We start from the raw sequence: 14,327 nt of genomic DNA, 5'->3' as shown, positions 1-14,327 counted from the left end.
ATGACGCTCTTTGGCTTTTTCTAAGGAAAAGTATGACCACCTGCACCCCGCGTGCGGCATGGGTAACCCTGCTGCGACGCCTTCATTTCTCTATCGGCCTGTTCGTGGGTCCCTTTATTTTTGTCGCGGCACTGACCGGTACGCTCTACGTTGCCACACCGCAACTGGAAGAGGCGCTTTACTCTGAGGCGCTACAGGGAACCGAGCAAGGAGAACCACAATCGCTGGCTGCTCAAATTGCGCTCGCGCAGCAGGTCGTCGGCAATCATTTGCCGGTGTATGCAGTACGCCCTGCGCTTGAGCCAGGAGAGACGACCCGGGTCATGTTTGCAGACCCTGTACTGGCCCCGTCTGAACATCGGGCGATATTTATCGACCCGGTTGCGCTTACGGTAACAGGCGATATGACTGTCTATGGCACCAGTGGGATTTTACCTCTGCGCCAGTGGATCGACTATGCGCACCGTTCCTTGCTGTTGGGGGATATTGGGCGGCTTTATAGCGAACTGGCGGCGTCCTGGATGTGGGTAGCGGCGCTGGGCGGTATTGTGCTTTGGTTTTTCACTCGACCCAGGCGTCGTCTGAATAATCGACTGCAAAAAAACCGTCGTCTGCACGTTACGCTGGGCTGGATTCTGCTAGGCGGGATGTTACTTTTTTCCGCAACCGGTTTAACCTGGTCGCAATGGGCAGGGGGCAATGTGGATAGCATGCGGGCAGCCTTTGGCTGGCTGACGCCGCAGGTAAATACACAGCTCGATGGCGTCCAGCAAATTCATGATGAGCATGCCGGACATCACGTTGGCATGGTAATGCCATCGGCAAGCGTGGTTGACGGCGGGCTTTTTGATGCGGTATTACGCACGGCGCAGACGGCGGGGATTGATGCCAGGAAGCTGGAGATCCGCCCGGCGAAAGATGCGCAGCATGCTTGGACTGTCACCGAGATTGACCGCCGCTGGCCAACCCAGGTGGATGCGGTGTCTGTTGATACAACCACGATGCGGATTATTGACCAGACGCGCTTTGTCGATTTCCCACTGATGGCGAAATTGACGCGTTGGGGCGTTGATTTCCATATGGGGATTCTGTTTGGCGTACTCAATCAGGGGCTGCTGATCGTCTTTGGTGCAGGCCTGTGCCTGATGATCGTGCTGGGCTATCGGCTATGGTGGATACGCCGACCCGCTGGACCGGCGGTGAATCCGGCACAAACGCTGGTGCAGTGTTGGCTGATGCTCAACGGGAAGGGGCGATGTGCGGTGCTGGTAGTGGCTGGCGTGCTGGGGATGGCGATGCCGGTAGCGGGCGTAAGCCTACTGCTGTTTATGATGATTGACTGGCTGCGCTGGTACAAAATGTCGCAAAATCTGTTGGCGCAGTCAGCCGAGTAAGGCATTAAGGCGTGCTGATGACGACCGCAACGCGGCGGTTTTCGGCACGGCCTTTTGAGCTCTGGTTACTGGCAATCGGGTATTTTTTGCCTAATCCCTGAGTTGTCAGATTGGTGCGTGGGATGTTGGCACCCTGAGCCCAGGCATCTGCCACGACGTTAGCTCGCTTAAGCGACAGTGCTTCGTTATAGCTGTCTTCGCCGTAGTTATCGGTGTGACCATCCAGACGCGCATGATTCAGGCCGGTAGCCGCCAGTTTAGCTGCCATTTCCTGGATCTGTTTTTCACTTTCAGGACGCAGCTTATAGTCATTTTTATCAAACAAAATGGTATCAGACAGACCCAGCGACCAGTCGCCAGATGCTTCGGTAAAGCCGTATGATTTCATGGCTGCAACTTGCTCAGGGGTGAATTTACCCTGAGGGGCCTGACAGCCAGCCAGAATCAGTATGATAAGAATAAATGGCGATAATAGACGTTTCAGCATGTGTGTAATTCCTTATTTTTTAATAATGCGTTCAGAACGCAAATGTTTAGCCTGATACATATTGTGATCGGCGAGTTCTTGTAATTTCTCGGCAGAGGCATGTTCCCACGTCAGCGCAAACCCAATGCTTAGCGTCATGCTTGCCAGATGACCATTGTGAAGGTCAAATGGACGGTTAAACTCTTGCGATAGTGCCGCGCAGATACGCTGAACTTCATTCTCCGAATGCACGCTGTATAGCACCATCGCAAACTCATCGCCTCCGAGCCGGTACGGTTGATGGTGATTGCCACCAAACTCGGCCAGCCTTTTAGCAACTTCAATCAATACCCGGTCTCCTGCTGCATGCCCCCAGGTATCATTAATAAATTTAAAATTATCGCCATCAAGGAATAACAACGCCGAGCTGCTGTGAGCGGATTCGTCGTTCATCAACGCGTTAATGCTGCTACGAAATGCGGCGCGATTAGCAAGTCCGGTCAGGGGATCGTGCAGCGCGGTGCGCAACAACTGAGCATTTTTGGCTTGCAGGCGCAGTTGCCACTCTTCCATCTCATCCAGCAGACTATTAAAGTCCTGGGCAAACAGATGAAACTCTTCAATGCGTTCTTCAGACACGCGGCGTGAGAAGTTGCGGTTGGTGCGAACGTCGTGCACCACCTCGGTAATATTTTGCAGCGCTTCAACAACGCCATTGTGCAAATAGCGGGTGAGCATTAATGCAATACCGGAGGCCAGTAAAATGCATCCGGTAAGCACAGCCAGTGACAGATAGATGAAATGGCTAATGACGCTGTCGCGGGCTGTCAGGCGCACTTCCCCAATGACGTTGCCATTGTGCAAAATAGGCTTTGTCACCGGCTGTGGGAATAGCCAGTGACTGATCAGACCGCTAATCTTTTCTGTTGTATCCTGGGCGTCATAGCGCCAGGTGGCGATCACCTTTTGATTTTTATTGCGTACTTCGGCAACGGAGAATTGCCCCTGTTGCCCTAGCGCAGCCAACGTTTCGTTTGCTGCAACGCTATCAGAAAACACCAGCGAGGCTTCAAGCGATCGGGTCATGGTCGCGGCGGTCAGATCGAGGTTTTTTTGCGCATATTGTTTGAGTGCCAGCACGGAAGAAATGCTCAGCAGCAGCCAGATCAGCGTCATAGTGACCAGAACGCTGACGATGCTGATACGCCGTAGTGTCCGTTTGAACGTTGGGCGTGTTATGGGAGAAATACCCTTATCCATCCTTATTATTCCGTGCAAGCATCAATACGTCTGGACTGACCCTTACACCACTGCGTGACAGGGAATCCATATTTACCGAAAACCTCACTTCTTCATTATTTATGATGAGGCAAAAAGCGCTACCAATAACGCATTCGGTATTCTGTTCGGCAATTAATAACAATGCCTTAGTTGGAAATTGACTCTTTAATTCCACCTGAAATGTCGGGGATTCAGTGCCAAAATAAAAACCGTCACACTGAGCTACGACACTGTCTTGTTGCGTATGAACGATGACGGGAAGATAGGGTAACGCTCCGGCATGGGTATCCTGCAGCACACTGGTAAAACGTGATGAAGAGAAGATACACAGTTTGGGCGGACCGGAAAGCGCTGGCCAGCGCGTATAGCTGACGATGCCGGAAACCATGGCGCGTACGGATTTCGCCTCTTCCGTAGCGTTTTGGGCATACAGCGGTAATCCGGACAATAGCAGTGCCAGTAGAAGTATGAGTCGATAAGAAAAGCTCATGAAAAGGTACCTACCAGCGTTAGCCGTAATACGTCGAAATACACTCACGATTGTTCGCAACAAAGTAACATTATTTTACCAGAGCGTCATTATATCTGGATGAATAACATTATCGATTTAAGTTAAATATTATTGGTTTATCGGATATAACTTCTTGTTTAATTTAATCTTATAGAGGCTGCGCCTTCATTTGAACCTTTTTGCCAGGCACTGTGTAATTGGTCGACATTTTCAACGGTATCACAGCTTGGAGGGAAGGTTTTCCCGGCCAGTCCCCTGGCGTAAACAAAATCCTGCTGGCAGGTTTTACGTTGTCCTTCAGCGTAACCCTTAAGATATTCCGTACGATCGATTTCGGGGTCATTGTAGTTGTCGGCAAGAGTTTCATTATCTTTAATGACATACCCTGAAATAGCATCCTGGATCCCGGCATCGTACCAGTCGGTGCCGGTCCAGGTGGGGGCATGGGTATAGGGATCTATCTGACATCCGCTTAGCAGTAACACCAGTACCGTGTTGATAAGTCGCTTCATTGCTGATACTCCCTGGTTTTTTTAAAGCATAGCGGATCTCTTAAATGGCGTGTGTAAATTTAAATTTACGACATCCCGCGCCCGTTAGGCCTGTTTATACTGGCTGTAAATAAAAATTTACGCAACTTGGATTGAAATCTTTACCCGTTGTGTTATCGTAATTACCTCCTCGCTGAGGAACAACTATCGCAAACGAGCTAAACAGGATCACCACCATGCAAAAAGACGCGCTGAACAACGTACACATTACTGATGAACAGGTTCTGATGACTCCGGAACAACTTAAAATGCAATTCCCGTTGAGTCTGGCGCAAGAGGCGCAAATTGCGCAGTCGCGCAAAACCATTTCTGACATCATCGCCGGTCGCGATCCGCGTTTGCTGGTAGTGTGTGGTCCTTGCTCTATTCATGATCCTGAAATGGCGCTGGAATATGCCCGTCGATTTAAAACCCTTGCCGCAGAGGTCAGCGATAGCCTCTATCTGGTGATGCGTGTCTATTTTGAAAAACCCCGTACCACCGTCGGCTGGAAAGGGTTAATTAACGATCCTCATATGGATGGCTCTTTTGATGTTGAAGCCGGTCTGAAAATTGCGCGTCAGCTGTTGCTTGAACTGGTGAATATGGGGCTGCCGCTGGCGACAGAAGCATTGGATCCCAACAGCCCGCAGTACCTGGGCGATCTGTTTAGCTGGTCCGCTATCGGTGCGCGTACGACTGAATCGCAGACTCACCGTGAAATGGCGTCGGGTCTGTCGATGCCGGTTGGTTTTAAAAATGGCACTGACGGCAGCCTGGCGACAGCGATTAACGCTATGCGCGCAGCAGCTCAGTCTCACCGCTTTGTGGGTATTAACCAGGCAGGACAGGTGGCACTGCTGCAAACGCAGGGTAATCCGGACGGTCATGTGATCCTGCGCGGCGGTAAAGCACCGAATTACAGTCCGGCAGATGTTGCTCAGTGCGAAAAAGAAATGGAGCAGGCGGGACTGCGACCGTCACTGATGGTAGATTGCAGTCATGGTAACTCCAACAAAGATTACCGTCGCCAGCCTGCCGTGGCAGAGTCAGTGGTTGCACAAATTAAAGATGGCAACCGTTCAATCATCGGCCTGATGATTGAAAGCAATATTCACGAAGGCAACCAGTCTTCCGAGCAGCCGCGCAGTGCAATGAAATACGGCGTGTCCGTAACAGATGCCTGCATTAGCTGGGAAATGACGGATGCGTTGTTGCGTGAAATTAATAAAGACTTGAACGGCCAGCTGGCGACGCGCCTGGCTTAAGAGGTGGGTTATGGTGGCTGAATTGACCGCATTACGCGATCAAATTGATGAAGTGGATAAGGCGTTGCTGGATTTGCTGGCGCGCCGTCTTGAACTGGTTGCCGAGGTTGGCGAAGTAAAAAGCCGCTTTGGGTTACCGATTTACGTGCCTGAGCGGGAGGCGTCTATGCTGGCTTCTCGCCGTGCAGAGGCGGAAGCGCTCGGCGTACCGCCTGATCTGATTGAAGATGTATTACGTCGGGTAATGCGTGAGTCGTACTCTAGCGAGAATGACAAAGGATTTAAAACGCTCTGTCCAACGTTACGCCCGGTGGTGATTGTCGGCGGTGGCGGTCAGATGGGACGGCTATTCGAGAAGATGCTTACGCTGTCAGGTTATCAGGTGCGTATTCTTGAACAGCAGGACTGGGATCGTGCCGAGGAGATCGTGGCGGATGCCGGAATGGTGATCGTTAGCGTGCCGATTCACGTTACCGAGCAGGTGATCGCGAAATTACCGCGCTTGCCTGCTGACTGTATCCTGGTCGATCTGGCCTCGGTGAAAAACGGCCCATTACAGGCGATGCTGGCGGCGCACGATGGCCCGGTAGTTGGATTGCATCCGATGTTTGGTCCGGATAGCGGCAGTCTGGCAAAGCAGGTGGTTGTCTGGTGCGATGGACGCCAGCCGGAAGCCTATCAATGGTTCCTGGAACAGATTCAGGTCTGGGGGGCGCGGCTGCATCGGATCAGTGCCGTCGAGCACGATCAGAACATGGCGTTTATCCAGGCATTACGTCACTTCGCGACTTTTGCTTACGGGTTGCACTTAGCAGAAGAGAATGTCCAACTTGAACAGTTACTGGCGCTCTCTTCGCCGATTTACCGTCTTGAGCTGGCCATGGTCGGACGCCTGTTTGCCCAGGATCCGCAGCTGTATGCCGACATTATTATGTCGTCAGAAAGTAATCTCGCGTTGATCAAACGGTATTATCAGCGTTTTGGTGAAGCGATTGGTTTACTGGAGCAGGGCGATAAGCAGGCGTTTATCGACAGCTTCCGTAAGGTTGAGCACTGGTTTGGCGATTATGCCAAACGCTTCCAGAGCGAAAGCCGTACGCTACTGCGTCAGGCCAACGATAGCCGCCAGTAGCGTCGATACCGGATGGCGATGCCTACGCCATCCGGTATTGTCATACGTTAGCTCGGATCGACCGGCACCACGTTCTCACTTGGGTAACATCCCAGTACCTTCATCGAACGCGTAATTTCACCCAACTCCTTCAATGCTTTTTGCATTTCCGGCGATTCCAGGTTGGCCTGGATATCGAGATAAAACATCTCTTCCCACGGATTACCGTGAATCGGGCGCGATTCCAGCTTGGTCATAATCAGATTATGGTTGCGTAGCACCAGCAGCGCTTCAACCAGCGCACCCGCCTGTTGCCCTGTCGCTATCAACAGCGTGGTTTTCGCCGGAACCTGGTCGGAAACATTAATAGCCTTGCGTGCTAGCACGACAAAACGGGTAATGTTTTGCGTCTGATTCGCTTCAATATGTTCAAGTACCTGCAGACCGTGCAGCACGCCACCGGCTTCGCTGCCCAAGGCTGCCACGTGCGGTGAGTTCGCCTGGGCAACCTTTTCCATTGCTGCCGAGGTGCTTTCGGTATATTCGATCTTCCAGTGCGGATAACGATTGAGGAATTTGCTGCATTGCTGGAACGGTTGCGGATGGCTGTACACGGTTTCGATGCTATTCAGGTCCGTAGTACCGGAAACCAGCACGCAGTGGTCGATAATAATGGTCATCTCGCCGACGATGGAGAGGCTGGTGTGCTGCAGCAAGTCGTAAACATCGTTGATCGCGCCAGAGCTGGTGTTCTCAATAGGCACGACCGCGTAGTCCGCCTGTCCGGTTTCGACCTGATTAAAGATATCGGCAAACTTGGCGCAACCGCTTTCAATAAATTGCTCAAAATGGCGAGCGGCATACTGACGCGCAGCGAGGTGCGAATACGAGCCTTTTGGCCCCAGAAACGCGACGCGGGCGGAGTGCGGATTGATTTTATTCAGATGCTGCTGCAGGAGCGCCTGCTGGGTGAGAACGGAATCTTCAATAATGAGCTGGAACAGGCGTGTGATGTAGTGGGCATCGAGGTGATGCACTTTACCCAACTGGATCAGTCGGTCCAGCAGATCGCGCTCGCGGTCAATATCGCGCACCGGACGATGAGAAAGCAGTTTTGCTTTACCGACTTCGACGGCCAGACCACGACGCTCAGCCAGCAGGGCCAGTAATTTTTCATCCAGCGAGCTTATCTTATCGCGCAGCGCCAGTAATGGGTTTTCCGATGTCATAGTGTTGCCTTTTTTATTATCAATAAAAAAGGCCCCCCGTTGTGGGAGGCCTTATTGTTCGTCTTCGCATTATTTATCACACGACGAAACGCCTCCCATTCAGGGGAAGGTAAAAAAGAATGCGAAGAAGAACGGAATAAGTTTCATGTCAATTTCCTTTGGCTACGTCAGTTAAAGTACCTGTACTGTTTTCACCCTGTCAACAAAAAACGCGCCCGAAGGCGCGTTGGCGATACACTCAATGTAAGGGACTACTCTTCTTCTGCTTCGACGAAGTTGGCGTCTTTTACTGAAGTTGTTGCACGACGGGCTTCGCCTTTGTGCTGCACTTTATTGAGCTGCCGTTCCAGCTTGTTGATCAAATCGTTAATAGCGGTGTACATATCTTCGTGCTTAGCGCTGGCAACCAAATGTCCGTTCGGTGTATTGATGGTGGCGTCAGCAGTGAAACCCTGTGGCTCCTTGGACAGAATGATATGTGGATTAATCAGATGAGTTTGCCATTTTTCAAGTTTGGCGAGACGGTCTGCGACATGCTGGCGAATTGCCGGAGTAATTTCCATTTGTTTACTGGTAATGTTCATTGTCATAAATTTTACCTCTTGTCTTTCCCGTCTTGGTGATTCCAGCATACCTTTCCTAATGTCAAAATGTGTGATCTAAATCACATTATTTTGTCGCTTTTTGTCAAGAAAACCTTTTTGTGAGGCACCGCAGGAACAGGCGATCTTTTACTTGAGGAATACCTGAAAGCAGGCCATATTTGATAGGATGCGTTGCAGCTAAACCGCTTCAGTTACGGCGTAAACGGATAAAAAAACGGCAGCCCGAGGGCTGCCGTTTTGCATTCAGCGAGGAATCAGGTATTACTGCTGTTGGCGGCAATAATTTTCGCCACTTTTTCGGCCTGTGCAGTCATCTGCATCTGGCGATAGGCGTTTTCCATCAGCGGTAAGGCATCACGTGTTGCCTGGGTATCCGGGAAGTCACGCAGCATACCTTCTACGCGGTTCACCACAGCAACCCACGCGCCGCGTGCGGTGTAGTACTCAGCAACGGAGTACTCATATTTCGCCAGGCGATCTTTCAGGAATACCAGGCGCTTGGTGGCGTCCGTTGTGTACTGGCTATTCGGGTAGCCACGTACCAGTTTGGAAAAGTCATTAAACGCAGCTCGGGCGTGCTGTGGATCGCGATCGCTGCGATCAACACCAAAGAATCCTTGCAGTGCGCTATCATCCAACGCCATATTGGTCAGGCCACGCATATACATGACATAATCAATGTTAGGGTGTGTCGGGTTCAGACGGATAAAACGATCGATGGCGGCCTGAGCGAGCGGCAGATCGGCATTTTTGTAGTAGGCGTAGATGAGATCTAATTGCACCTGCTGAGAATAAGGTCCAAATGGATAGCGATTATCCAACGCTTCCAATTGCGTTATTGCCTGTTTCCAGTTACCGTCCTGCAGCTTTTGCTGAGCAGTCGCGTAGATTTCATTTGGTGGGTTATCGGGCACCTCTTCCTTTGAACCAGAGCAACCCGCCAAAAACAGGCTCAACGTGGCTGCTGCCACCAGGTATTTCATGCGCGTCATGACGTTTTGACTTTCCTCAAAATGTTTTACGGGAGATTCTCTGTTCCTGCTCCCGGTTAAGACCAGCTACAATAGCACACTATATTAAACGGCAAAGCCGTAAAACCCAACGTTAAACGAAGAAGCAGTTTATGGCACAACGAGTAGAACTCACCGCAACAGTCTCCGATAATCAGCTCGGTCAACGCTTAGATCAGGCTTTGGCCGAATTGTTCCCTGATTATTCGCGTTCTCGCATAAAAGAATGGATCCTCGATCAGCGCGTGCTGGTAAACGGGAATCTTTGCGATAAACCGAAAGAAAAAGTTTTGGGTGGAGAACGTGTCTCCATCAATGCTGAAATTGACGAAGAAATTCGTTTTGAAGCGCAAGATATCCCGCTAGATATCGTCTATGAAGATGACGATATTCTGGTCATCAACAAACCACGTGATTTCGTGGTACATCCGGGCGCCGGTAATCCTGATTGCACGGTATTGAATGCGTTACTGCATTATTACCCGCCGATTGCGGATGTTCCTCGTGCAGGTATCGTGCACCGTCTGGATAAAGACACCACCGGATTAATGGTGGTAGCAAAAACGGTTCCGGCGCAAACGCGTTTGGTCGAGTCGCTACAGCTGCGTGAAATTACGCGTGAGTACGAAGCCGTAGCGATTGGTCATATGACAGCCGGTGGCACTGTAGAAGAGCCTATCAGCCGTCATCCCACCAAACGTACGCATATGTCCGTGCATCCCATGGGGAAACCTGCGGTGACGCATTACCGCATTATGGAGCACTTCCGTGTACACACGCGCCTTAGGCTGCGTCTGGAAACCGGACGTACGCACCAGATCCGTGTGCACATGGCGCATATTACCCATCCGCTGGTGGGCGACCAGGTCTACGGCGGCCGTCCACGTCCACCGAAAGGCGCATCGGATGAATTTATTTCTACGCTGCGTAAGTTCGACCGCCAGGCGCTGCATGCCACCATGCTGCGCTTGTATCACCCAATCACAGGTATCGAAATGGAATGGCATGCGCCAATTCCGCAAGATATGGTTGATTTGATTGCCGTGATGCGTGCCGATTTCGAAGAGCATAAGGATGATGTGGCCTGGCTATGAGTAAGCTAATTGTCCCGCAGTGGCCGCTGCCGCAAGGCGTCGCGGCCTGTAGTTCTACCCGTATTGGTGGCGTCAGTTTGCCGCCGTACGATTCGCTGAATCTGGGGGCCCATTGCGGCGATAACCTGGAACATGTTGAAGAGAACCGCAAACGACTCTTTGCTGTGGGCAATTTGCCTTCAAAACCGGTCTGGCTCGAACAGGTGCACGGTAAAGAGGTTCTGAAACTTACCGGCGAGCCTTATTCTTCTAAGCGTGCGGATGCGTCTTACAGCAATACGCCGGGCACCGTGTGTGCAGTGATGACGGCGGACTGTTTGCCCGTGTTATTTTGTAATCGTGCTGGCACGGAAGTCGCGGCGGCTCATGCGGGCTGGCGCGGGTTATGTGCAGGCGTGCTTGAAGAGACCGTTGCGTGTTTTGCTGATAAACCCGAAAACATTATTGCCTGGTTAGGCCCGGCAATTGGTCCCTGTGCATTTGAAGTGGGGCCTGAAGTGCGTGACGCGTTTATGGTCAAAGATCCACAAGCAGACAGCGCATTTGTGCCACGTGGTGAAAAGTACCTGGCAGATATTTATCAGCTTGCTCGCCAGCGTCTGGCACATGTTGGGGTTGAGAACCTCTACGGCGGTGACCGCTGTACGTTCAGCGAAAGTGAGACTTTCTTCTCTTATCGTCGCGACAAAACCACCGGTCGTATGGCAAGTTTTATTTGGCTGATATAACCTAAAGAATCAAGACGATCCGGTACGCGTAATTTTCTTTTCACATAATTCAGGTCATTCACCTTGAATAATTGAGGGATGACCTCATTTAATCTCCAGTAGCAATTTTGACCTGTTATGGGAGGAGTTATGCGTCTGGATCGTCTTACTAATAAATTCCAGCTTGCACTCGCCGATGCCCAGTCACTCGCACTGGGGCACGACAACCAGTTTATCGAACCACTTCATCTAATGAGCGCCCTGCTTAATCAGGAAGGGGGATCGGTCCGTCCTTTGTTAACGTCTGCTGGCATTAACGCCGGCCAGTTACGCACAGCCATTGATCAGGCATTGAGCCGCTTGCCGCAGGTAGAAGGCACCGGCGGTGATGTGCAGCCTTCTCAGGAGCTGGTGCGTGTACTGAATCTTTGCGACAAGCTGGCGCAAAAACGTGGGGACAATTTTATTTCGTCGGAACTGTTCGTTCTGGCGGCGCTTGAGTCACGCGGTACGCTGACCGATTTATTAAAATCAGCGGGGGCGACGACCGCTAATATCACTCAGGCAATTGAACAGATGCGTGGAGGTGAAAGCGTGAACGACCAAGGGGCTGAAGACCAACGTCAGGCCTTGAAAAAATACACCGTCGACCTGACGGAACGTGCCGAGCAGGGTAAGCTCGATCCGGTTATCGGTCGTGATGAAGAAATTCGTCGCACCATTCAGGTGCTGCAACGCCGTACTAAAAACAATCCGGTATTAATTGGTGAGCCTGGTGTCGGTAAAACGGCCATTGTTGAAGGGCTTGCGCAGCGCATCATTAATGGCGAAGTGCCGGAGGGTTTAAAAGGCCGCCGTGTACTGGCGCTGGATATGGGCGCGTTGGTGGCCGGGGCGAAATATCGCGGTGAATTTGAAGAACGTTTAAAAGGTGTGCTGAACGATCTGTCGAAACAGGAAGGCAATGTCATTCTGTTTATCGATGAGCTGCATACTATGGTTGGCGCAGGTAAAGCCGATGGTGCCATGGATGCCGGGAACATGTTGAAACCGGCACTGGCTCGTGGCGAACTGCACTGTGTAGGGGCTACAACACTTGATGAGTACCGCCAGTACATCGAAAAAGATGCGGCACTGGAACGTCGTTTCCAGAAAGTGTTTGTTGCCGAGCCGAGCGTGGAAGACACCATCGCCATTTTGCGTGGGTTGAAAGAACGCTATGAGCTGCACCACCACGTGCAGATCACTGACCCGGCAATTGTCGCGGCAGCGACGCTATCTCATCGTTACATTGCTGACCGTCAGTTACCGGACAAAGCCATCGATCTTATCGATGAAGCGGCGTCCAGCATTCGTATGCAGATTGACTCCAAGCCGGAAGAACTGGACCGACTCGATCGCCGAATCATCCAGCTCAAACTGGAACAGCAGGCGTTAATGAAAGAGTCTGACGAGGCGAGTAAAAAGCGCCTCGATATGCTTAATGAAGAGCTGGATGACAAAGAGCGTCAGTATTCTGAGCTCGAAGAAGAGTGGAAAGCGGAAAAAGCGTCACTCTCCGGTACGCAGACGATTAAGGCTGAACTGGAGCAGGCGAAAATCGCTATCGAACAGGCTCGTCGGGTGGGTGACCTGGCGCGGATGTCTGAGCTGCAGTACGGCAAAATTCCTGAGCTGGAAAAACAGCTGGAAGCAGCCACTCAGTCTGAAGGCAAAACCATGCGCCTGTTGCGTAATAAAGTGACGGATGCGGAAATCGCCGAAGTACTGGCGCGTTGGACGGGGATCCCTGTTGCCCGCATGCTGGAAGGCGAGCGTGAAAAACTGCTGCGTATGGAGCAGGATCTGCATAACCGCGTCATTGGTCAGAACGAAGCGGTGGAAGCGGTATCCAACGCGATTCGCCGTAGCCGTGCAGGGTTGTCCGATCCGAATCGTCCGATCGGTTCGTTCTTGTTCCTTGGGCCAACCGGTGTCGGTAAAACCGAACTGTGTAAAGCGCTGGCTAACTTTATGTTCGACAGCGACGACGCGATGGTTCGTATCGATATGTCTGAGTTTATGGAGAAACACTCTGTCTCTCGTCTGGTCGGTGCGCCCCCGGGATACGTTGGCTATGAAGAGGGCGGCTACCTGACAGAAGCGGTGCGTCGTCGCCCTTATTCCGTCATCCTGCTGGATGAAGTGGAAAAGGCGCATCCGGATGTGTTCAACATTCTGTTGCAGGTGCTGGATGACGGTCGACTGACTGACGGGCAGGGGAGAACGGTCGACTTCCGTAATACGGTGGTCATCATGACTTCTAACCTGGGGTCCGATCTCATTCAGGAACGTTTTGGCGACCTGGACTACGGACACATGAAAGACATGGTGCTGGGCGTGGTCAGCCAAAACTTCCGTCCGGAATTCATTAACCGTATAGATGAAGTTGTTGTCTTCCATCCGTTGGGTGAACAACACATTGCGTCTATTGCCCAGATCCAGCTGCAGCGTCTGTACAAACGTCTGGAAGATCGTGGCTATGAAATCCACATCTCTGACGAGGCGCTTAAACTGCTGAGCGCGAATGGGTACGATCCTGTCTACGGGGCGCGTCCATTGAAACGTGCTATCCAGCAACAGATCGAAAACCCGCTGGCCCAGCAAATCCTGTCGGGTGAGCTGGTTCCTGGCAAAACGATTCGTCTGGAAGTGAATGACGAACGCATTGTGGCAGTGCAGTAAGTCACAAAATACTAAAAACGGGCCCTGCGGGGCTCGTTTTTGTTTAAAAACCAGGCGAAAATAACTTTTCATTACTAGTTTTGATGGAAAAGTAATCGGTTGATAAGTTTTTTGTATTTTCCCCTTGTCAGCCTGAAATAACTCCCTATAATGCGCCTCCACTGACACGGAACAACGGATTACAAGCCGCCGGGTCAGCGGGGTTCCATTGAGAATCCTGCGGAGAAAGGCAAAATAAAAGCTTGACTTCGTAGCGGGATGGCGTAATATGCACACCCCGCGCCGCTGAGAAAAGCGAAGCGGCACTGCTCTTTAACAATTTATCAGACAATCTGTGTGGGCACTCGAAGATACGGATTCTTAACGTCGCAAGACGAAAAATGAATACCAAGTCTCT

General features: G+C 51.5%; 15 protein-coding genes and 1 other annotated feature. Of the genes, 6 read left to right on the top strand and 9 right to left on the bottom strand.

Features of this window, described 5'->3' with window-relative positions; all coding sequences use genetic code 11:
* Positions 1 to 32 precede the first annotated feature (32 nt).
* A complete protein-coding gene (locus tag M2374_RS21450; RefSeq protein WP_181688860.1) occupies positions 33 to 1,394 on the top strand; it encodes a PepSY domain-containing protein in 1,362 nt (453 codons plus the stop codon).
* 4 nt (positions 1,395 to 1,398) lie between these two features.
* Here the strand turns inward: M2374_RS21450 and M2374_RS21445 are convergent, their stop codons facing one another.
* From M2374_RS21445 to M2374_RS21430, 4 genes are all read right to left on the bottom strand, one after another.
* A complete protein-coding gene (locus M2374_RS21445) occupies positions 1,399 to 1,881 on the bottom strand; it encodes an OmpA family protein (RefSeq protein ID WP_096756098.1) in 483 nt (160 codons plus the stop codon).
* 12 nt (positions 1,882 to 1,893) lie between these two features.
* Entirely contained in the window at positions 1,894 to 3,120 is a 1,227-nt protein-coding gene (gene dgcN, locus M2374_RS21440; protein WP_115257739.1) for a diguanylate cyclase DgcN, read from the bottom strand.
* Complete coding sequence (locus M2374_RS21435; RefSeq protein WP_096756100.1) at positions 3,113 to 3,631, bottom strand: YfiR family protein; 519 nt, start codon at positions 3,629 to 3,631, stop codon at positions 3,113 to 3,115. Before M2374_RS21435 ends, dgcN begins: the two co-directional genes overlap by 8 nt.
* Before the next feature lie 158 nt (positions 3,632 to 3,789).
* Entirely contained in the window at positions 3,790 to 4,164 is a 375-nt protein-coding gene (locus M2374_RS21430; RefSeq protein WP_096756101.1) for a DUF2799 domain-containing protein, read from the bottom strand.
* A 215-nt stretch (positions 4,165 to 4,379) separates the two neighbouring features.
* On the opposite strand from M2374_RS21430, the gene aroF reads away from it, so the two are divergent.
* Positions 4,380 to 5,450: a 3-deoxy-7-phosphoheptulonate synthase AroF gene (gene aroF / locus M2374_RS21425; RefSeq protein ID WP_096756102.1), complete on the top strand. Its 1,071-nt coding sequence runs from the start codon at positions 4,380 to 4,382 to the stop codon at positions 5,448 to 5,450.
* A gap of 10 nt (positions 5,451 to 5,460) precedes the next feature.
* The gene (tyrA, locus tag M2374_RS21420) at positions 5,461 to 6,582 is read left to right on the top strand and encodes a bifunctional chorismate mutase/prephenate dehydrogenase (protein WP_115257741.1); all 1,122 of its coding nucleotides are present in this window, start codon (positions 5,461 to 5,463) and stop codon (positions 6,580 to 6,582) included.
* 47 nt (positions 6,583 to 6,629) lie between these two features.
* Here tyrA and pheA read toward each other — a convergent pair whose 3' ends face one another.
* From pheA to bamD, 4 genes are all read right to left on the bottom strand, one after another.
* Positions 6,630 to 7,790, bottom strand: coding sequence for a bifunctional chorismate mutase/prephenate dehydratase (gene pheA, locus M2374_RS21415; RefSeq protein ID WP_096756104.1), 1,161 nt, complete (start codon positions 7,788 to 7,790; stop codon positions 6,630 to 6,632).
* A gap of 22 nt (positions 7,791 to 7,812) precedes the next feature.
* Positions 7,813 to 7,938: a sequence feature (Phe leader region), on the bottom strand.
* Complete coding sequence (pheL, locus tag M2374_RS21410; protein WP_101706155.1) at positions 7,890 to 7,937, bottom strand: pheA operon leader peptide PheL; 48 nt, start codon at positions 7,935 to 7,937, stop codon at positions 7,890 to 7,892. It overlaps the preceding feature by 48 nt.
* A 103-nt stretch (positions 7,939 to 8,041) precedes the next feature.
* Positions 8,042 to 8,380: a ribosome-associated translation inhibitor RaiA gene (raiA, locus tag M2374_RS21405; protein WP_096756105.1), complete on the bottom strand. Its 339-nt coding sequence runs from the start codon at positions 8,378 to 8,380 to the stop codon at positions 8,042 to 8,044.
* A 269-nt stretch (positions 8,381 to 8,649) separates the two neighbouring features.
* On the bottom strand, positions 8,650 to 9,387 hold the full coding sequence (bamD, locus tag M2374_RS21400; RefSeq protein ID WP_096756107.1) for an outer membrane protein assembly factor BamD: 738 nt from the start codon (positions 9,385 to 9,387) through the stop codon (positions 8,650 to 8,652).
* Positions 9,388 to 9,518: 131 nt separating this feature from the next.
* Between bamD and rluD the strand changes: the two genes are divergently transcribed.
* The 3 genes from rluD to clpB all read left to right on the top strand — a co-directional run bounded on the left by rluD (position 9,519) and on the right by clpB (position 13,930).
* Positions 9,519 to 10,499, top strand: coding sequence for a 23S rRNA pseudouridine(1911/1915/1917) synthase RluD (rluD, locus tag M2374_RS21395; RefSeq protein ID WP_181688861.1), 981 nt, complete (start codon positions 9,519 to 9,521; stop codon positions 10,497 to 10,499).
* Positions 10,496 to 11,227, top strand: a complete 732-nt coding sequence (gene yfiH / locus M2374_RS21390) for a purine nucleoside phosphorylase YfiH (RefSeq protein ID WP_181688862.1) — start codon at positions 10,496 to 10,498, stop codon at positions 11,225 to 11,227. The genes rluD and yfiH overlap by 4 nt, the downstream gene beginning before the upstream one ends.
* A gap of 129 nt (positions 11,228 to 11,356) precedes the next feature.
* Positions 11,357 to 13,930 carry an ATP-dependent chaperone ClpB gene (gene clpB, locus M2374_RS21385; protein ID WP_115257744.1) on the top strand — a complete coding sequence of 858 codons (2,574 nt, stop codon included), beginning with the start codon at positions 11,357 to 11,359 and terminating at the stop codon, positions 13,928 to 13,930.
* Between the two features lie 145 nt (positions 13,931 to 14,075).
* On the opposite strand, the gene M2374_RS21380 is transcribed toward clpB, so the two are convergent.
* On the bottom strand, positions 14,076 to 14,327 hold a 252-nt coding region (locus M2374_RS21380), incomplete at its 5' end, for a hypothetical protein (protein ID WP_259156041.1).

Origin of the sequence: Citrobacter sp. JUb117, assembly GCF_024809055.1 — a bacterium.
GTDB classification, from domain to species: domain Bacteria; phylum Pseudomonadota; class Gammaproteobacteria; order Enterobacterales; family Enterobacteriaceae; genus Citrobacter; species Citrobacter gillenii.
The sequence above is the reverse complement of the archived record's forward strand: the minus strand, read 5'-3'. Positions and strand labels throughout refer to the sequence as shown.